We start from the raw sequence: 18,386 nt of genomic DNA, 5'->3' as shown, positions 1-18,386 counted from the left end.
AAACTTTGAACCCGAAGGAGAACCCCATGGCCTGGACCAGGGATGAAATGGCTGCCATCGCGGCCGAGGAACTGAACGACGGCGACTACGTGAACCTGGGCATCGGCATCCCCACGCTGGTGGCCAACAACCTGCCCGACGGCGTCCGCGTGGTCTTGCAGAGCGAAAATGGCCTCCTCGGCATGGGCCCGTTCCCGTATGAGGGCGACGAGGACGCGGACCTCATCAACGCCGGCAAGCAGACCGTAACGGTCCTGGACGGCGGCAGCATCTTCGACTCGGCCACATCCTTCGGCATGATCCGAGGCGGCCACGTGAAGGTCGCCATCCTGGGAGCCATGCAGGTCTCCGGCAACGGGGACCTCGCCAACTGGACCATCCCGGGCAAAATGGTCAAGGGTATGGGCGGCGCTATGGACCTCGTCGCTGGCACGCCGCGCGTGGTGGTCCTGACCGAGCACAACGCCAAGGACGGCACGGCGAAGATCGTCAGCGAATGCACCTTGCCGCTTACCGGCCTGCGCTGCGTGGACCGGATCATCAGCGACCTCGCGGTCTTCGACCTTCTAAAGCCAAATGCGGAGAAGAACGACGACGGCGGGCGGCAGCTCACGCTGACCCGCCTTGCGCCGGGGGTCACCGTGGACGAAATCCGCGAGAAGACCGATGCAGCGTTCACAGTATCCCTCGACTCTGACCTGGAAGGAGCCACAGCATGAGCCTCAAGGAACAGTTCGGCAAGGATGTCCTGCTCACCGGCTGGGGCCACAGCCGGTTCGGCAAACTGACGGACGAGACCCTCGAGTCCCTGATCGTCCAGGTGGCCAGGGAGGCCATCAGCAACGCCGGAATCGAGCCCGGCCAGATCGACGAGATCTACCTGGGCCAGTTCAACTCCGGCATGATGCCGCTGGCGTTCCCCTCCTCGCTGGCGCTGCAGGTCTCGGACCAGCTGGCCAACGTCGCTGCCACGCGCGTGGAGAACGCCTGCGCCTCCGGGTCGGCCGCGTTCCAGCAAGGCACCAAGTCCCTGCTGGCCGGCACGGCGAAGACCGTGCTGGTGATCGGCGCCGAGAAAATGACGCACGCCGGCGCCGACGTTGTGGGGGCTGCGCTGCTGGGCGCTGACTACGACATGGCCGGCCAGACATCCACCACTGGCTTTACGGGCCTGTTCGCGGACGTCGCCAAGCACTACGACAAGCGCTACGGGCGCGGTGACGGAAAGCTGGGCGACGTGCTGGGCTCCATCGCGGCGAAGAACCACCGCAACGGTGTGGACAACCCTTACGCCCAGCTCCGCAAGGACCTCGGCGAGGAGTTCTGCCGCGCCGTTTCGGACAAGAACCCCATGGTCGCCGATCCGCTGCGCCGCACCGACTGCTCCCCCGTGTCCGACGGCGCCGCCGCCGTTGTGCTCAGCACCTCGCCAACCGGCGCGGCCGCTGCGCCGGTAAGGCTCGCCGGTTTTGGCCACGCGAACGACTTCTTTCCGGCCAAAAGGCGGGACCCCACCGCCTTCGCCGCCACCCGGGTGTCGTGGGAGCGCGCGCTGGGGATGGCCGGCGTCGGGCTTGAAGACCTGGACTTTGCTGAGGTCCACGACTGCTTCACCATCGCCGAACTTCTGATGTACGAGGCCATGGGACTGACCGAACCGGGCCAGGGCGCCCGCGCTGTGCAGGAAGGCTGGGTATTCAAGGACGGGAAGCTCCCCATCAACGTCTCCGGCGGACTCAAGGCCAAGGGCCACCCCGTCGGCGCCACCGGCGTATCCCAGCACGTCATCGCCGCCATGCAGCTCACCGGGACCGCCGGCGACATGCAGCTCGCCAACCCGCGCCGTGCCGCCGTGCAGAACATGGGCGGCGTAGGCATCGCCAACTACGTCAGCGTCCTCGAAGCCGTGTAACCGGGATTTCCGCAGCTAGCCTCGCTGCGTCTCCCCACCTTTGACGCCCGACGGCGGCGCGTCGCACCAAAAGTGCGGCGCGCCGTCGTACTTTCGTGGCAAAGGTGGGGAGTATCTGCGGGGCACCGGGTTACTAACTGTGGCCACGAATCAGGTTGGCGATCTCCACAAAGCCCAGCCGTTCGGCGTTCTCCAGTGCGGTCCGCCCCTCGGGGTCCCGGAGGTTCGGGTCTCCACCAGCATCCAGGAGCTGGCGCACCACATCCTGCTGCCTGGGCCCGCCGTCGTTTAGCAGGACAGCCTCCTGCATGGCGGTCCAGCCCAGGTTGTTCACATGGTTCACGGGCACCCCGGCGGCCAGGAGGATGCGGACCGTCTCCACATGGCCGTGCTCGCTGGCGGGAATCAGTGCCGTCCCGCCGTAACGGTTCGTGCTGGCAATGTCCGCGCCGGCCGCCAGCGTCAGCTGGAGAACCTCGTTAAACCCCTCGGCCCCGGCATAGAGGAATGCGGAATCCTGGATGGCGTCCTTGGCGTTCACGTTGCCGCCGCGGCCGATGAGTTCGCCGACCAGTGCCACGTTGTTGGCCTTCGCGGCGGCGATCAGTTCCTGGTCCAGCCGGGCCTGGGCTTCGGCCGACAGCGCCGGAGACTTGGGGGCTGCCGGTGCACTGGTGACCGGGGCAACAGTAACCGGTGCGTTGGTAGTGGGCGGTGCGGCTTCGGACGACGGCGGCGACTCCAGCCGCTGCGGCTCTCCCGGGCTCGCCTGGCAGGCTGCCAGGAAACCTGCCACTGCAACCGCCACGGTGAGAATCGCCGCTGCCCGGCGTGCCCGACGCCAGGTCCTAAACCGCCTCATGGAGCCGAGCCTACTTGCCTGAGCCGGCAGCCGCAGCGGCAATGGCCTCGGCGCCCGCGGTGGCGCAGGCTTCGTCCAGGTTGCCGTCGGGGGCGCCGCCCACGCCGATGCCTGCCACGGAGACACCGTTGACCTTGAGCGGGACGCCGCCGGGCAGGAACAGGGTGCCGGGGAGGTCCGCGATGCTGGGCCCGTTGCCGTTGATGCGCTTGGCCAGCTCACTGGTCGGCGCACCGAAGGCGGCCGCAGTGTAGGCCTTCTGCTTGGCCGCCTCGATGGTGTGCTCGGCGGCGTTGTCCCCGCGCAGGAGCGCCTGGACGGTGCCGAACCTGTCCACCAGGGCCACCGTGACGAACGGCAGCTTGTCCGCCTGGCATTTGGCGAGGGCTGCGCTGACGGCGTCGGAAGAGGCGCCCGCGGTGATGCGGTTCTGCGCCACGACCGTTTCCGGCGCCTGCGGGATATCGACGGCGGGTACCGCGGCAGGAGCGGCTGCCTGGCTGGTCCCGGCATTGGCTGCAGCGGTCAGCCCTCCCGTCAGCAGCAAAGCTCCGGCGGCAGCAGCGGCGGCAATCTTGTTGGACTTCTTCACGGTGTTCTCCTTGGTTGATGGACTCGCGTTGGCGGAATGCCTTGACGGCATCGGCTCCATCCATCCTGTCCAGCCCCGCCGGAACAAGCATCGGGCCTTTGGCTGTGCCCCGCTCCCCCGGAAGGCCAGCAGCATCAGCCAAAAGGCTGAGAGACCAGCAACGGCGCGGGCAATAGCATGGGATAGGAACGCCCTCTGACCTGAACCGGACCACATGACCTCCCCAGCCACTCCCCGTGAAACCCTGTTTACCGGCCCCGGCCTGCCTGCCGGGCCGGCCGCCCCTGGCCGGCTCGGCCGGATCGACACCGCCGTCCACCTAGGCTTCGCGGTCCTGCTCGTCGCTTCGGCCGTCCGCTATGCCATGCGGCACAGCCTTCAGGACAACCTCTTGGTCCTCGGCCTGGCCGGAACGGTGTGCGCGCTCTACGCGGTGATCGCCGTACTGGCCCGTCAGATACGCCCGTGGGCAGTCTGGATGCTCGTGTTTGTGGCCGTCTGGGCTGTGCTGGTCATTGCCGCACCCAGCTTTGCCTGGTGTTCCTTTGCGATCTTGTTCCTGTGCCGGACGGCCTTTACGGGCGGAGTGGGTTACGTGGCGGCGGGCGCGACGGCGGCCGCTACCGCCGTCGGGCTGTTCCGGCTCAGCGACGGGACGGACCTCGCGATGCTGCTGGGGCCGCTCGCCGTCAGCGTGATGCTGACGCTGATCTATGACCGGATCGAGCACGACGCAGCGGAGCAGCGCCGTCTCCATGCCGAGGTATCGCTGGCACACGGGGAGCTGGCGGCCAGCGAGCGCCGGGCCGGCACCATCGCCGAACGCGAGCGCGTATCGCGGGAGATCCACGACACCGTGACGCAGGGCCTGGCCAGCAGCCTGCTGCTCCTGGAGGCCGCTGACCGTTCGTGGCCAGGCCAGGCATCGCGCCAGGATCTCAACCAAGCAACGGAACTGCTGCGCCGGAATCTCTCCGAGACGCGCAGTCTGGTCCACGAGCTCGCCTCCCCGGGCCTCGACGCGTCGCCGCTTCCCGAGGCCCTGCACCAGGCAGCCACCCAGTACGTCCCGCACGCCCGACTCCTGGTCACAGGCGAACCGAGGGACGTCCCTGCGGAAGTCCGGCACACCCTGCTGCGGGTGGTGCAGAGTGCGTCCGCGAACATCCAGCAGCATGCAAACGCCGGCACCACAACCCTGACGCTGGGGTTCCTTCCTGGCTCGGTCACCCTTGACATCTACGACGACGGGGCGGGCTTTGATCCGTCCGCGGCAGCACCGCCGTCGGACGCCGGAGGATACGGGCTGCGGGCCATGCGGCAGCGCGTGGAGCAACTGGGCGGGGTATTCTCGGTGGAAAGCACCCCCGGCGAAGGGACCATAGTGGCCGCGCAAGTGCCGGCTCGGGTGCAGTCAGCGCCACCTGTGCAGCAGACGACCCGGGACGAGGCATGAACGGCATCACCGTCCTCCTGGTGGACGACCATCTGGTGGTTCGGAGCGGACTCAAGGCACTGCTGGGCACGCAGCCTGACTTTGACGTGGTGGCCGAGGCCGCCTCCGGCGAGGAAGCCCTGAAGCTAGTGGAACAGCACTCCCCTGCGGTGGTGGTGATGGACCTGGCCATGGGCGCCGGAATGGACGGAATCGAGGCCATCAGGCAGCTGAGGCAGCGCAACAACCGGCAGGCCATCCTGGTGTTCACCACGTACGATTCGGATGCAGACATTGTCCGGGCGGTGGACGCCGGCGCCATGGGCTATCTCCTCAAGGACGCCGCCCCGGACGAAATCTTCGCCGCCATCCGCGGTGCCGTTCAAGGGAAAAGCGTCATGAGCGCCCCCGTGGCCTCCCGGCTCTTCCAGCAGCTGCGCAATCCCGACGAGATCCTGACACCCCGCGAGGCCGAACTGCTGAGCCTCCTGACCGAGGGGCTCAGCAACCGGCAGTTGGGGCAGCGGCTCTTCATCTCCGAGGCCACGGTCAAGACCCATCTGGCGCATATCTACGCCAAGCTCGGTGTGGAGACCCGCGCCGCGGCCATCGCCACGGCCATCCGCCGGGAGGGTATGCGCTAGCCCGGAGCAGTTACGGCAAACACAGCCACGGAGCTGGCGGCAGCCGACTTCGGCGGTCCGGCCGCGCCCGATTCCAGGGCACCAGTTCTGTAACAGGAGTGACACTTGATGACTGCAGCTATTGCACGCCCACGGCGGAGCCCCTAGGTTTGAGACAGCGGACTACAGACTCCGCGTCTGCCTGCCGTCCGAGCAGGACCAGAAAAGGGTTACAAAGGAAGTTAGCAATGGCAACAGGCACAGTTAAATGGTTCAACGCTGAAAAGGGCTTTGGCTTCATCGCTCCGGACGACGGATCCGCCGATGTTTTCGCGCACTACTCCGCAATCACCAGCAGCGGCTACCGCTCACTGGATGAGAACCAGAAAGTCGAATTCGATGTGACCCAAGGCCCCAAGGGCCCGCAGGCAGAGAACATTCGCCCGCTCTAAGGTTCTGATCAACTGCCCTGGCCGTGCTGCAAAGCATGGCCAGGGCAGTTTTTTGTTAAGTTTTTGCTAAGCGTGCATTTCTAGACGAAGGCCGATTTACCGGTGACGGCCCGGCCCACAATCAGCGAATTGATTTCGTAGCTGCCCTCATAGGTATAGAGGATTTCGGCATCACCAAACAGCTTGCCCATTTCGTAGTCCGAGCTGATGCCGTTGCCGCCCAGCAGCGACCGTCCCATTGCCACCGACGCGCGGGCCAGCCGGGTGCACGTGGACTTTGCCATGGCCGCCTGGGCCATCTCCAGCTTGCCGTCGGTCTGGATCCGGGCGAGCTGGGCCATGAGCGCCAGTGACGCGGAGGCGTTGCCCAGTATTTCCGCCAGTTGCTGCTGGACTAACTGGAAGCAGGCCAGTTCCTTGCCGAATTGCCTGCGTTCCAGTGAGTAGGAACGGGCGACGTCGAACGCGGCCAGCTGGATCCCGGCACCTTGCCAGCCAACCCAGGCGCGCGAATCCCGCAGGAGGTCGTTGGCTTTCGAGAAGTCCGTGGCGCCCGGCAGCATGTTGGACGCCGGAATCCTGACGTTGTCCAGCACGATGTCCGCGTTCTGCATGATCCGCAAACCGATCTTGTTGGCAATCTTGGTGGCCCGGTAGCCTGCGCGGTCCGTCTCCACAATGAAGCCCTTGATGTGCCCGTCCGCTGCGTCACGCGCCCACACCAGGGCAAAGTCGGCGATAGTCCCGGAGCCGATCCAGCGTTTGGCGCCGTTGATCACCCACTCGCCGTCCTCCAGCCGCGCGGATGTTTCCAGCCCGCCGGCGATGTCCGAGCCGTGCTCCGGCTCAGTAAGGGCGAAAGCGCCCAACTGGGTAAAGGTTGTCAGGCCAGGCAGCCACCGCAGCTTCTGTTCCTCGGAACCGAGGGCGTCAATCATCCCCACGATCAGTTCGTTGTGGATCCCCACTAGGGCCGACAGCGAAACGTCCGCCCGGGCCACTTCGACGTACATCAGGCCCTTGAAGAGCTTGGACGTGCCGTCCGTCTGCAAGGTGCCCAGCCCGTGCTTGCCCATTTCCGCAAGCAGCCCGAACGGGAATTCCTCGCGGTTCCAGTAGTCAATGGATGCCTGCCGCACCGTGGACTGCAGGAACGCCCGGATCTCCAGGTAGCGCGCGCGCTCCGCTGCGGGCAGGAGGTCCACGATGTGCATCAGATCCGCCTCGGGAAAAGGCGGGGCTTCGGTCACAACACGCTCACGTCCTTGTGGCTGCACGCTTCATATCCCTTCGGTCTTCCAAACCCTTGGATGTCCTAGTATATTGCACAGGGATGGATCTTTAGTGATGCGCATCACTGGACGAAAGGTGTCCCCTTGTCAGTCACCGATGACTTCCGCGCGGCACGCGACCGCCTGCTGACCCTCCGTTCCGATTACCACCAGGCCCGGCGCGAGTTTGTGTGGCCCCAGTTTACGGAATTCAACTTTGCCCTCGACTGGTTCGATCAGATCGCCGCAGATCCTGAGAAGGCCAACAATCCGGCCCTGGTCATCGTGGAGCAGGACGGCTCGGCCACCCGCCGGAGCTTCGCGGATCTGGCCGCCCGTTCCAACCAGGTGGCCAACTGGCTGAGAAGCCAGGGCATGCGCCGCGGGGACCGCATGATCATCATGCTGGGCAACCAGGTGGAGCTCTGGGAGCTGATGCTGGCCGGCATCAAGCTGGGCATTGTCCTGATCCCCACCACCACCCTGATGGGTCCGGCGGACCTGGCCGAACGCGTGGAGCGTGGCGAGGCGGGCTGGGCCGCCGTCGGCCATTCCAACATCGGTAAGTTTGCCGGCGTCCCCGGCGACTACCGCCTGATCGAAATCGGCGGGATCGGCGCAGCCACAAAAACAGCCGCAACAACAGCGGCCAACCCCGAGGCCCTCCAGTACATGGATTCGACGACGGCGGCAGTCACCTTCACCGCCGACGCCCCCACTCAGGCGGACGAGACGCTGCTGCTGTATTTCACCTCCGGAACTACGTCGAAGGCCAAGCTGGTGGAGCACACCCACACGTCGTACCCGGTGGGGCACCTCTCCACGATGTACTGGATTGGCCTGGAACCTGGTGATGTCCACCTGAATGTGGCCTCGCCGGGTTGGGGCAAACACGCGTGGTCCAATTTCTTCGCCCCGTGGATCGCGGAGGCCTGCGTTTTTGTCTACAACTATGACCGGTTCGACGCCCGCGCCCTGATGGAGCAGATGGACCGCGAGCACGTCACCAGCTTCTGCGCCCCGCCCACCGTCTGGCGGATGCTGATCCAGGCGGACCTGAAAGTGCTGAAGACCCCGCCCACCAAGGTGGTCTCCGCGGGCGAACCGCTGAACGCCGAAGTGATCGAACAGGTCCAGCGCGCCTGGGGCCAGACCATCAGGGACGGCTTCGGCCAGACCGAAACCACCGTCCAGGTGGCCAACACGCCCAGCCAGCCGGTCACCATCGGCGCCATGGGGCGGCCGCTTCCCGGCTACGACGTGGTGCTGGTGGACCCGAACACCGGGGAAGAAGCCGACGACGGCGAGCTCTGCCTCCGTCTGGACCCCTGGCCGGTTGGGCTCATGAAGGGCTACTACGGGGACGCGGAACGGACCGCCGAGGCGTTCCGTGGCGGCTATTACCACACGGGCGACATGGCCAGCCGGGATATACACGGCGTCATCACCTACGTGGGCCGCGACGACGACGTCTTCAAATCCTCCGACTACCGGCTCTCGCCGTTCGAACTGGAGAGCGTGCTGCTCGAACACCCGGCAGTGGCCGAAGCGGCTGTGGTTCCGTCGCCGGATGCGCTCAAGCTCTCCGTCCCCAAGGCCTATGTTGTCCTGGTGTTCGGGCTGGAGCCGGGGCCGGAGCTGGCGGAGGACATCCTGCGGTACTGCCGCGAGCACCTGGCGCCGTTCAAGCGGATCCGGCGGCTGGAATTCGCGGCACTGCCCAAGACCATCTCGGGCAAAATCCGCCGTGTGGAGCTGCGGCACGAAGAGGAGCTCCGGCATGGCGGGGGCACCCATCCCGACGGCTTCGGAGTGGAGTACTCCGAGGCGGATTTCCCGGGGCTGAAGGGCTGAGGGATGGCCGCGCCACTGCCCCGGGACCCCATCGCCGACGCCCAACGGAACTGGGAGGAGCACGGCTGGGCCGATGTCGCCGCCCCCATGGCTGCGATCACCGCGATCATGCGTACCCAGCAGATCCTGCTGGCCCGGATCGAGGGCGCCCTGAAGCCGTTCGGGCTGACCTTCGCCCGCTACGAACTGCTCGCGCTCCTCAGCTTCGCCCGCAGCGGCGCGCTGCCCATGAACAAGGCCAGCGCCCTGCTCCAGGTCCATCCCACCTCGGTGACCAACGCCGTCGACCGTTTGGAAGTCTCGGGACTGGTAGCCCGTTCGCCGCATCCTACGGACGGCCGCACCACCCTGATCGAGCTCACCGCGGAGGGGCGGATTGTTGCCAAACGCGCGACGGCGGTGCTCAACACAGAGGTCTTTGGCCAGTCAGGTTTCGCCGCGGCCGACGTGGACCAGCTGATCCGCGTCCTTGGCACCTTCCGCCGGAATGCCGGGGACTTCACGGACTAAGGGCGTCCCTTAGCGTTTGGCGGCCCTGCTGCGCCGGACACTCCTGACTACGAGCCACACCACGGTCAGCACCAGCGTGGCGTACACGGCGTAATTTAGGAAGCGTGAATACTGTTCGATCACCTGGTACTGCGAGCCCAGGGCGTAGCCCAGGCCAATGAGGGCACCGTTCCACAGCCCGCTCCCCGCGAGCGTGTAGAGGCTGAAGGTGGCCAGGTGCATGTTGGACGCACCGGCGGGCAGTGAGATGAGGCTCCGCACACCAGGGAGCAGCCGGCCAAAGAAGATCGATGACCGGCCGTGGCGGCGGAACCAGTCCGCGGCATTGTCAAAATCCTCCCGGTCCACCAGCGGAAGCTTAGACAGGCCCGGATGGAACGTTCGAGCCCCAGCTTGGCTCCGAGCCAATACAGCAGGAGGGCACCGAGGTAAGCGCCCAGCGTGCTCGTGACGAAAACGAGGACCAGGTTCAAGGATCCCTGCTTGGCCAGGTAACCGGCCAGCGGGAGGATCACTTCGCTGGGAATGGGCGGAAGGACGGTCTCGGCGAGGGTGAACAGCCCCACGCCCCATTCGCCGAGATGTTCGATCCCACGCGCGGCGACGCCCACCAGGCCGCCCAGGTTGTCCGTCGAGCCTGCTGCCGCCACGGCTGTTCCCCACATCTGCCTGTCCCCGTTCCACTACGTGTCCATGTCCATGCCGATTTCCGTGCTGCCGTCATACGAGTCTAGGAGGAGGTGGACTTGGCCCTCACGTGCATGCGTTCGCCTTGGGTTCCAAAAAGGCTGAGGAACTCCACCGCTTCGGTGTCCGCACGGCCGAACCAGTGGGGTACCCGGGTATCAAATTCGGCTGCTTCGCCGGGGCCCATCACCAGGTCCTGGCCGCCCAGGACCATCCTGAGCTGGCCGTTGAGCACATACAGCCATTCGTACCCCTCATGGACCTGGGGGTCCGGCTGGTCAGGCTTGCCGGCCGGCAGGATGTGCTTGTAGGCCTGGATTCCGCCGGGCCGCCTCGTCAACGGAATGATGGTCATGCCGTGGCGGACCATCGGGCGCAGGTGCAGGCGAGGATCGCCCGTGGCGGGAGCCCCAACGAGTTCGTCCAGCGGGACCCGGTGCGCGTTGGCCAGCGGCAGCAGCAGCTCCAGGTTGGGGCGGCGCTGACCGGATTCCAGCCGTGAAAGTGTACTGACCGAAATCCCGGTGGCCTCGGCGAGTGCCGCCAGTGTGGTGTTGCTGTTGCGGCGCAGGGCCCTGAGCCGCGGTCCCACCGCGGCAAGAACGTCGTCGAACTGGTCATCCATGCGACTAGTTTGCCATTCCAGCAACTTTCCTTGCCACTCTGAGAGGGGGCCGCGGACCATGGAGTCATGACAACAGACAATGACAACACCCACGACGTCCTGATCATCGGTGGAGGTGCCGCCGGCCTGAGCGCAGCGCAAATGCTGGGCCGGTCGCGCCGCTCCGTTGTGGTGGTGGATGGCGGCGAACCCCGCAACGCCCCCGCCCAGGGGGTCCACGGATTCCTATCCCGCGATGGCGTCAGCCCTGCCGAGCTCCTGAGGATCGGACGTGCCGAAGCCGAGCACTACGGCGCACGGATAGTGGAGGGCGAGGCCGTTGGCGCCGCGGGCAATGCGGCCGACGGTTTTTCCGTGACCCTGGCGGACGGCAGCGTGATCCGCGGGCGCCGCCTCCTGATCGCCACCGGGCTGGTGGACGAACTGCCGGAGATTGCCGGGCTCCGCGAGCGCTGGGGCAGGGATGCGCTGCACTGCCCGTTCTGCCACGGCTGGGAAGTGCAGGACCAGGCCATCGGCATCCTGGGAAAGGGCCCGTGGTCCGTGCACCAGGCCCTGCTCTTCCGGCAGTGGAGCGGCAACATCACCCTGTTCCTGAACGACCTGACCCTGCCCACCGACGACGAACTGGAGCAGCTGGCCGCCCGGGGCATCCGAGTGGTGGCAGGCGCCGTTGAATCACTGCGGGTGGAGCAGGACGTCCTGCGCGGCGTCGCTTTGGCCGGCGGGCCCGAGATCGCCGTGGACGCGGTAGTGGTGGGACCCCAGGTGCGCGCACGGCTGGACGCCTTTGCCGGACTTGGCCTCACACCGGCACCGCATCCGATGGGGGTCGGGGACTTCCTGGAGACGGATGCCGACGGCGCCACCGCTGTCGCGGGCGTGTGGGCTGCTGGCAACGTGACGGACATGCGCGCGCAGGTCCTGGCCTCCGCGGCGGCAGGCGCGTGGACCGCCGTCGTGATCAACAACCATCTGATGGCCGAGGAACTGGCCGCAGACATTGCGACCCACCGGGAATCTCTATCGGTTGCTCCGTAAGGGCCCTTTTGGGCGCTGAAAACGGCCGCTGGGCCCACGCCGGGCAGGGTTCCCTGGCCGAACTTGTGAGGCGAGGGAGCCGGTGGGGAGCAACGGATGGGTCAGGTGGGTAATCGATGGAGTCAGCGGTGGCTGAACTCTGGCTGGCGTTTCTCCGTAAAGGCGGCCATGCCTTCCTTCTGGTCCTCGCTGGCGAAGAGCGAGTGGAAGATCCTGCGTTCGAATAGGACACCCTGGGCGAGTCCCGTTTCAAAGGCTGCGTTGACGGCTTCCTTCGCGAGCATGGCCACGGGCTTGGACTTGGACGCGATGACCTCCGCGGCCTTCAGCGCCTCCTCCACCACATCCGAGGCGGGCACCACTCGGGAGACGAGGCCCGAGCGTTCAGCCTCCTCGGCGCCGACGAACCGCCCGGTGAGGATCATGTCCATGGCCTTGGCCTTGCCCACGGCGCGGGTCAGCCGCTGCGAACCGCCCATGCCCGGCAGCACGCCAAGGTTGATCTCCGGCTGGCCAAACTTGGCGTTGTCCCCGGCGATGATGAAATCGCACATCATGGCCAGCTCGCAGCCGCCGCCCAGCGCGAAGCCGGACACCGCCGCGATGACAGGGATGCGCAGCCGCGTGAAGTCCTCCCAGCCCCGGAACCAGTCTGCGGCATACATGTCCATGTAGCCCTGCGAGGCCATTTCCTTGATGTCGGCACCCGCGGCGAATGCCTTGCTCGAGCCGGTGACCACCACCGCACCCACGCCAGGGTCTGCGTCCATGGCGGTGACGGCTGCCACGAGCTGGTCCATGGTGGCCTTGTCCAGGGCGTTGAGCGCCTCCGGCCGGTTGAGCGTGACCAACCCTACCCGGTCGCGCTGTTCCACCAGGATGTTCGTGTACTCCGTCATGCCTGACCTTTCAGCTGTTTCGAGTGTTGCTAGTGCTGCAGATGTTGCTAGTGCTGCGACTTGTCGCGGATATCATTGATAATTCCGGAGAAGTCCTGGCCGGCTCCGCCTTCAGCGGCAAACGTATCGTAGATTTCCGAGGCGAGCGGTCCGAGCCGGGCCGCCACCCCCGTACTTTCCAGCGCATTCAGCGCGAGCCGCAGGTCCTTGGCCATCAGTGCCCCAGCGAAGCCGGGCTGGTAGTCGCGGTTGGCGGGGCTGGTGGGGACCGGCCCCGGAACAGGGCAGTTGGTGGTCAAGGCCCAGCATTGCCCGGAGGCGTTGGAGGCAACGTCGAAGAGCGCCTGGTGCGTCAGACCCAGCTTCTCGCCCAGCACAAAGGCTTCGCTGACCGCGATCATGGAGACCCCCAGGATGAGGTTGTTGCAGATCTTCGCGGCCTGGCCGCCGCCGTGCCCGCCGCAGTGGACCACCCGTTTTCCCATCACCTCGAGCAACGGCCTGACGGCCTCGAAGTCCGCCGCCTCGCCGCCCACCATAAAGGTCAGCGTGCCGGCTTCCGCACCCACAACGCCGCCGGAGACCGGGGCGTCCACAGCCCTGTGGCCGGCCGCAATGGCGAGCGTGGAGGCTTCCCGTGCCTCGTCAACGTTGATGGTGGAGCAGTCCAGGAACATGGTGCCCGGCTTGGCCTCGGCCAGCAGGCCCGGCTGTCCCTCCGAACCGCGGTAGGCCTCCAGCACGTGCTGTCCGCTGGGGAACATGGTCAGCACAACGTCGGCACCGGCGATGGCGTCCAGCGGACTGGCAGCCGTGGAGACACCGTGTGTTTGGGCGGCGTCCAGAGCGGCGGGGACCACGTCGAAGCCCGCCACGGTGTAGCCGGCACGGACCAGGTTCACTGCCATCGGCCCGCCCATGTGGCCCAGGCCCAGGAAAGCGACGGTGATTTGTTCAGGCATTGTCCGGCTCCTTTGTGTGCAGGTTGAGCTCCCGATCCCCCAGCGGCGCGAAGAACCGTTCCACGTCCGCCGCGTGCACCTCGTGCAGCGTGGCTGGCTTCCATTGCGGCGTACGGTCCTTGTCCACCACTTGCGCGCGGATCCCTTCGCGGAAGTCCGGCGCGGCCAGGAACCGATGCCCTACCCGGTATTCCTGCGCCAGTGCTTCGTCCAGCGTCAGTCCCTTGGCCCGGCGGAGGGACGCCAGGGCCACCTTCACGGCGGTAGGCGACTTCGCTTCGATGGTGGTGGCCGTCTCGGCGCCAGGCTCCCCGCCCGGCGCACCGTCCATGGTCCGCAGCCGCCGGACAATGTCCTCCACGTCATCGCTGGCATAGGCGGCATCGATCCAGTCGCGCTGCGCCTCCAGCCCGGAGAGCGGCGGATTCTGGGCAAAGCGCACGACGGCGGCTTCCGCACTTTCGTGTTCGAGCGCCGCCGCCAGCTCCGGCAGGTTCCCCGACGGGACAAAGTGGTCCGCGAGGCCTAGGAACAGCGCATCCGCCCCGGTCAGGTGGGCACCTGTCAGCGCCGCATGGGTGCCGGTCTCGCCAGGTGACCTCGCCAGCAGCCAGGTCCCGCCGACGTCGGGCACAAACCCGATGGTGGTCTCCGGCATTCCCGTCCGGGTGCGTTCGGTGACTACCCGCACCGAGCCGTGCGCGGAGATTCCCACGCCGCCGCCCAGCACCAGGCCCTCCATAAAGGCCACATACGGCTTGGGGTACCCGGCAATCAGGGAGTTCAGCCGGTATTCGGCCTGCCAGAAGTCAGCCGTCTCCGTCCCGCCGCCAAGGATGTCCCGGTAGATCGCCACAATGTCGCCACCGGCGCAGAGGCCACGCTCGCCGGCGCCGTGCACCAGGACGGTGGCCACGCCGTCGTCCTCCGCCCACGCGGTGAGCTGCTCCAGAATGGCGCCCACCATGGGGGCGTTCAGGGCGTTGACGGCTTTGGGCCGGTTTAGCGTGATGATGCCGAGGTGGCCGCGGCATTCGAAGAGTACCTCGGCGGTGCCGGCTTCCGGGTCGCCTGATTCCCCGGCGCCTGCTTCCGCGCTGCCTGCTTCCGGCGGGAGACCGGTCATCAGCTGCCTTCCGGCATGATGAAGCTGGCGCCCTGGCGGATCCCGGACGGCCAGCGTGTGGTGACCGTTTTGGTCTTGGTGTAGAAACGGAACGCATCAGCGCCGTGCTGGTTCAGGTCGCCGAAACCGGACGCTTTCCAGCCGCCAAACGTGTAATAGGCGATGGGCACCGGAATGGGCACGTTGATGCCCACCATGCCCACCTCCACCCGGTTGGCGAAGTCCCGGGCGGTGTCGCCGTCGCGGGTGAAGATGGCCACGCCGTTGCCGAACTCGTGCTCGGAGCACAGCCGGAGGGCTTCGTCGTAATCGGCGGCGCGGAGCACGCTGAGGACGGGTCCGAAGATTTCCTCCTGGTAGATCTTCATGTCCTTGGTGACGTGGTCGAAGAGTGTGGGTCCCACCCAGAAGCCGTCGTCGTAGCCATTCACAGTGAGGCCGCGACCATCGGCCAGCAGGGTGGCACCCTCGTCCACACCGGACTGGATGTAGCCCTCGATCCGTTCCTTGGCACTCGCCGCCACCACGGGCCCGAAGTCCGAGGCCTTGTCCAGGCTGTGGCCCACCCTGAGGTGCTTGACGCGCTCGGCCAGCTTGGATACCAGCGCGTCCGCGGTCTTCTCCCCCACCGGGACGGCCACGGAAATGGCCATGCAGCGCTCGCCGGCGGAGCCGAAGCCGGCGCCGATCAGGGCGTCGGCGGCCATGTCCAGGTCCGCGTCCGGCATGATCACCATGTGGTTCTTGGCCCCACCGAAGCATTGGGCGCGCTTCCCGTGGGCGGCCGCGGTGGCGTAGATGTACTGGGCGATGGGCGTTGAACCCACAAAGCCGATGGCCTTCACGCGGGGGTCCTCCAGCAGCGCGTCAACGGCTTCCTTGTCCCCGTTGACCACGTTAAACACCCCGTCCGGCAGCCCGGCCTCGGTGAACAGTTCGGCCAGGCGCAGGGGAACAGAGGGGTCACGTTCGGAGGGCTTGAGGATGAAGGCGTTGCCGGCGGCGAGGGCCGGGCCCGACTTCCACAGGGGGATCATAGCCGGGAAGTTGAACGGGGTGATGCCCGCGACCACCCCAAGTGGCTGGCGAAGCGAGTGGACGTCGATGCCTGCACCGGCGTCGTCGGAGAACTCGCCTTTGAGCAGGTGCGGGGCGCCCGCCGCGAACTCCACCACTTCAATGCCGCGCTGGATATCGCCCTTGGAATCGGCGAACGTCTTCCCGTGTTCGGAGGACAGCAGCGTGGCGAGCTCATCCATATTCTCGTTGACGAGGTCAACGAATTTCAGCAGGATCCGGCCGCGGCGCTGCGGGTTCATGGCGCCCCACTGGACCTGCGCCTTCTCCGCGGCGGCCACCACGTTCCGGACCTCCTCCCCGCTGGCCAGGGGCAGGCGCGCCTGGACTTGGCCCGTGCAGGGGTCAAAAACGTCACTGAAGCGGCCGGAGGTCCCCGTCACCCGTTGGCCGTCCACGTAATGGGATAGTTCGCGCACCATGATGCAATGCTCCTTCGCATGTGATCCAGGTCATCTCTGCAAGCGAATATACTCGGACTTCCTACTAAATTCCAGACTGCCCCGGCAGCGGTGGACAACGGCCTGCGCGGACTGTCGCACCGCGGCAACGCCTCCGGGCAACAAGTTCGGTAAGTTAGGGACTGTGAAGATTGCTACCTGGAATGTGAACTCCCTCCGTGCCCGCGCCGACCGCGTGGAGGCCTGGCTGCAGCGCAGCGACTGCGACGTCCTGGCCATTCAGGAGACCAAATGCAAGGACGAAAACTTCCCGTGGGAGCTGTTCGAACGCATGGGCTACGAGGTGGCCCACTTCGGCGTGAGCCAGTGGAACGGGGTGGCCATCGCGTCCCGGGTGGGGCTGGAAGACGTGGAGCGCACATTCCTGGACCAGCCTCCATTCGGCAAGGCCGGCAAGGACGCTGTCCAGGAGGCCCGCGCCATGGCTGCCACGTGCGGCGGCGTCCGGGTCTGGAGCCTCTACGTGCCCAACGGCCGCTCCCTGGACGACGAACACATGCCCTACAAGCTCAAATGGCTCGAATCCCTCAAGGACCACGCCCAGGGCCTGGTCGCCGCGAACCCTGACGCCCAGGTTGCCCTGATGGGCGACTGGAACATCGCGCCCCTGGATGAAGACGTCTGGGACATCGACCTCTTCCTGTCCCAGGGCTACACCCACGTCAGCCCGCCGGAGCGCGCAGCCTTCCATGCTTTCGCAGAAGCCGGCTTCACCGACTTGGCCCGCCAGTACACGCCCGGTCCCGGCGTCTACACGTACTGGGATTACACCCAGCTGCGCTTCCCCAAGAAGGAGGGGATGCGCATTGACTTTGTCCTTGGCTCCCCCGCGTTGGCGGCCCGCGTCAGCGGCGCATCGATCGACCGCGAGGAACGCAAGGGCAAGGGCGCCTCGGACCACGCCCCCGTTCTGGTGGACCTGGCCGACTGATGGCTGCAGCCGGGGCCCAGGAAGGGAGACTGTCATGACGGGAAACCTCTACCGAGGCCAGGCCGGCCTGCCATTCTCCTCTACCCTGCGCGTCTACGAACCGCTGGACGCCTTCCCGGAAGGACAGCGGGACGCCATCCGGACCGCCGGCGCCCGCACGGCCTCCCGGGCCGCCGTCGAAAACGCCGAACTCCTGGCCTCCCTAGGCAGGATCACACGCTCCGGCGGTGACCCGTTCCCCACCGGGCGGACGGACCTGGTCCGGGTCACCAGCGTTCCCGGCGTACCCCCCGGGCGGACCCCGCAGGCAGGAACGTCCGACGCCGGTGCTGCCGCCGGGCCGGGTGGCGAGGCTGGCTTGAGTGCAGGGACGGGCTCCAGTTCCGGCCTTGGGCCTGACACTGGGGGCACTGAGCCTGACACTGGAACCGGGCGCGTCCTGCTGTACTGCCCCAGCCAGCTGGTCCTGCGCGCCGGCCTCGCTGCCAATGCCCTCATGGAGGGCATCCACGGCCCGCTGGCCGAGATGCTGATTCCGGAAGAGCAGCGGGACAAGCACCAGGAACGCATTGACCAGGTCAAGGCACGTGACGGCGCCATCCGCGTGCATACCCGCGCCTCCACCTGGGGCATCCCCTTCAGCTGGTTCTCGCTGTTTATGGAAAGCGACCATAAGGACGTGGTGGAATCGGGCGGGCGCATCCTCACCGTCAGGGTGTGGGCTCCCATCACCGAAGCCATGGAGCGGGCACGGTACGCCGTGGCACACCTGGCGCTGGCCGCCCCGGACCTGGACATGCTGGACGACCTCGCCCAGCTGACCGAATGGCTGGAGCTGTTCCACGTCAATTCCATGGTGGAACTCGACTACGGCGCCGTGGCGGACAAGGTGTACCCGGACGAGTCGCCCATGGACATTCGGCTGGGCATCGAATGCCTGGCAGAGGGCGATATGACGGGCGCCGCGGCGGCCTACCGCCGGCTGGCTTCCCGCTGGATTCCCATCCGGCAGCTCGCCCGCGCGTCCTGAGCACTGCTTCCTGACCACGGCTTCCTGGCTGGGATG

The 18,386-nt window shown here is 66.6% G+C and carries 18 protein-coding genes and 1 pseudogene; 10 read left to right on the top strand and 9 right to left on the bottom strand.

Annotation, left to right across the window (positions count from 1 at the left end):
• Positions 1-26: 26 nt before the first annotated feature.
• Positions 27-719, top strand: coding sequence for a CoA transferase subunit B (locus ACZYZ4_RS07580; RefSeq protein ID WP_463859590.1), 693 nt, complete (start codon positions 27-29; stop codon positions 717-719).
• Positions 716-1,912 carry an acetyl-CoA acetyltransferase gene (locus tag ACZYZ4_RS07575; protein WP_463859588.1) on the top strand — a complete coding sequence of 399 codons (1,197 nt, stop codon included), beginning with the start codon at positions 716-718 and terminating at the stop codon, positions 1,910-1,912. The genes ACZYZ4_RS07580 and ACZYZ4_RS07575 overlap by 4 nt, the downstream gene beginning before the upstream one ends.
• Before the next feature lie 133 nt (positions 1,913-2,045).
• On the opposite strand, the gene ACZYZ4_RS07570 is transcribed toward ACZYZ4_RS07575, so the two are convergent.
• Positions 2,046-2,774, bottom strand: coding sequence for an ankyrin repeat domain-containing protein (locus tag ACZYZ4_RS07570; protein ID WP_463859586.1), 729 nt, complete (start codon positions 2,772-2,774; stop codon positions 2,046-2,048).
• Between the two features lie 10 nt (positions 2,775-2,784).
• Positions 2,785-3,366: a GlcG/HbpS family heme-binding protein gene (locus tag ACZYZ4_RS07565; protein WP_463859584.1), complete on the bottom strand. Its 582-nt coding sequence runs from the start codon at positions 3,364-3,366 to the stop codon at positions 2,785-2,787.
• A 214-nt stretch (positions 3,367-3,580) separates the two neighbouring features.
• Between ACZYZ4_RS07565 and ACZYZ4_RS07560 the strand changes: the two genes are divergently transcribed.
• From ACZYZ4_RS07560 to ACZYZ4_RS07550, 3 genes are all read left to right on the top strand, one after another.
• Positions 3,581-4,822, top strand: a complete 1,242-nt coding sequence (locus ACZYZ4_RS07560; RefSeq protein WP_463859582.1) for a sensor histidine kinase — start codon at positions 3,581-3,583, stop codon at positions 4,820-4,822.
• On the top strand, positions 4,819-5,445 hold the full coding sequence (locus ACZYZ4_RS07555) for a response regulator (RefSeq protein WP_463859580.1): 627 nt from the start codon (positions 4,819-4,821) through the stop codon (positions 5,443-5,445). Before ACZYZ4_RS07560 ends, ACZYZ4_RS07555 begins: the two co-directional genes overlap by 4 nt.
• Positions 5,446-5,672: 227 nt before the next feature.
• The gene (locus tag ACZYZ4_RS07550) at positions 5,673-5,876 is read left to right on the top strand and encodes a cold-shock protein (RefSeq protein ID WP_463859578.1); all 204 of its coding nucleotides are present in this window, start codon (positions 5,673-5,675) and stop codon (positions 5,874-5,876) included.
• Between the two features lie 80 nt (positions 5,877-5,956).
• Here the strand turns inward: ACZYZ4_RS07550 and ACZYZ4_RS07545 are convergent, their stop codons facing one another.
• The gene (locus tag ACZYZ4_RS07545; protein ID WP_463859864.1) at positions 5,957-7,090 is read right to left on the bottom strand and encodes an acyl-CoA dehydrogenase family protein; all 1,134 of its coding nucleotides are present in this window, start codon (positions 7,088-7,090) and stop codon (positions 5,957-5,959) included.
• Between the two features lie 162 nt (positions 7,091-7,252).
• Here ACZYZ4_RS07545 and ACZYZ4_RS07540 point away from each other — a divergent pair, with 162 nt between their 5' ends.
• Positions 7,253-9,001: an AMP-binding protein gene (locus tag ACZYZ4_RS07540; protein ID WP_463859576.1), complete on the top strand. Its 1,749-nt coding sequence runs from the start codon at positions 7,253-7,255 to the stop codon at positions 8,999-9,001.
• A gap of 3 nt (positions 9,002-9,004) precedes the next feature.
• On the top strand, positions 9,005-9,511 hold the full coding sequence (locus ACZYZ4_RS07535) for a MarR family winged helix-turn-helix transcriptional regulator (RefSeq protein ID WP_463859574.1): 507 nt from the start codon (positions 9,005-9,007) through the stop codon (positions 9,509-9,511).
• Between the two features lie 9 nt (positions 9,512-9,520).
• On the opposite strand, the pseudogene ACZYZ4_RS07530 reads toward ACZYZ4_RS07535, so the two are convergent.
• Both ACZYZ4_RS07530 and ACZYZ4_RS07525 read right to left on the bottom strand, forming a co-directional pair.
• Positions 9,521-10,176: pseudogene (locus ACZYZ4_RS07530) on the bottom strand (DedA family protein).
• Positions 10,177-10,241: 65 nt separating this feature from the next.
• Positions 10,242-10,823, bottom strand: a complete 582-nt coding sequence (locus tag ACZYZ4_RS07525; protein ID WP_463859573.1) for a helix-turn-helix domain-containing protein — start codon at positions 10,821-10,823, stop codon at positions 10,242-10,244.
• Positions 10,824-10,889: 66 nt separating this feature from the next.
• On the opposite strand from ACZYZ4_RS07525, the gene ACZYZ4_RS07520 reads away from it, so the two are divergent.
• On the top strand, positions 10,890-11,864 hold the full coding sequence (locus ACZYZ4_RS07520) for an NAD(P)/FAD-dependent oxidoreductase (protein WP_463859571.1): 975 nt from the start codon (positions 10,890-10,892) through the stop codon (positions 11,862-11,864).
• A 122-nt stretch (positions 11,865-11,986) separates the two neighbouring features.
• Here the strand turns inward: ACZYZ4_RS07520 and ACZYZ4_RS07515 are convergent, their stop codons facing one another.
• Genes ACZYZ4_RS07515 through ACZYZ4_RS07500 form a run of 4 tightly spaced genes read right to left on the bottom strand, consistent with a single transcriptional unit; the run spans position 11,987 to position 16,350 of the window.
• Entirely contained in the window at positions 11,987-12,763 is a 777-nt protein-coding gene (locus ACZYZ4_RS07515; protein WP_463859569.1) for an enoyl-CoA hydratase, read from the bottom strand.
• Between the two features lie 47 nt (positions 12,764-12,810).
• A complete protein-coding gene (mmsB, locus tag ACZYZ4_RS07510; RefSeq protein WP_463859567.1) occupies positions 12,811-13,725 on the bottom strand; it encodes a 3-hydroxyisobutyrate dehydrogenase in 915 nt (304 codons plus the stop codon).
• Positions 13,718-14,851, bottom strand: coding sequence for an enoyl-CoA hydratase/isomerase family protein (locus ACZYZ4_RS07505; RefSeq protein ID WP_463859565.1), 1,134 nt, complete (start codon positions 14,849-14,851; stop codon positions 13,718-13,720). Before ACZYZ4_RS07505 ends, mmsB begins: the two co-directional genes overlap by 8 nt.
• On the bottom strand, positions 14,851-16,350 hold the full coding sequence (locus ACZYZ4_RS07500; RefSeq protein ID WP_463859564.1) for a CoA-acylating methylmalonate-semialdehyde dehydrogenase: 1,500 nt from the start codon (positions 16,348-16,350) through the stop codon (positions 14,851-14,853). The genes ACZYZ4_RS07505 and ACZYZ4_RS07500 overlap by 1 nt, the downstream gene beginning before the upstream one ends.
• A gap of 163 nt (positions 16,351-16,513) precedes the next feature.
• Here ACZYZ4_RS07500 and ACZYZ4_RS07495 point away from each other — a divergent pair, with 163 nt between their 5' ends.
• Entirely contained in the window at positions 16,514-17,320 is an 807-nt protein-coding gene (locus tag ACZYZ4_RS07495) for an exodeoxyribonuclease III (RefSeq protein WP_463859562.1), read from the top strand.
• 34 nt (positions 17,321-17,354) lie between these two features.
• Positions 17,355-18,350 (top strand): DUF8083 family protein, encoded by a 996-nt coding sequence (locus ACZYZ4_RS07490; RefSeq protein ID WP_463859560.1) that lies wholly within the window; start codon positions 17,355-17,357, stop codon positions 18,348-18,350.
• Positions 18,351-18,386: the final 36 nt, after the last annotated feature.

It is taken from the genome of Pseudarthrobacter adonitolis, from assembly GCF_055412845.1.
The sequence above is the reverse complement of the archived record's forward strand: the minus strand, read 5'-3'. Positions and strand labels throughout refer to the sequence as shown.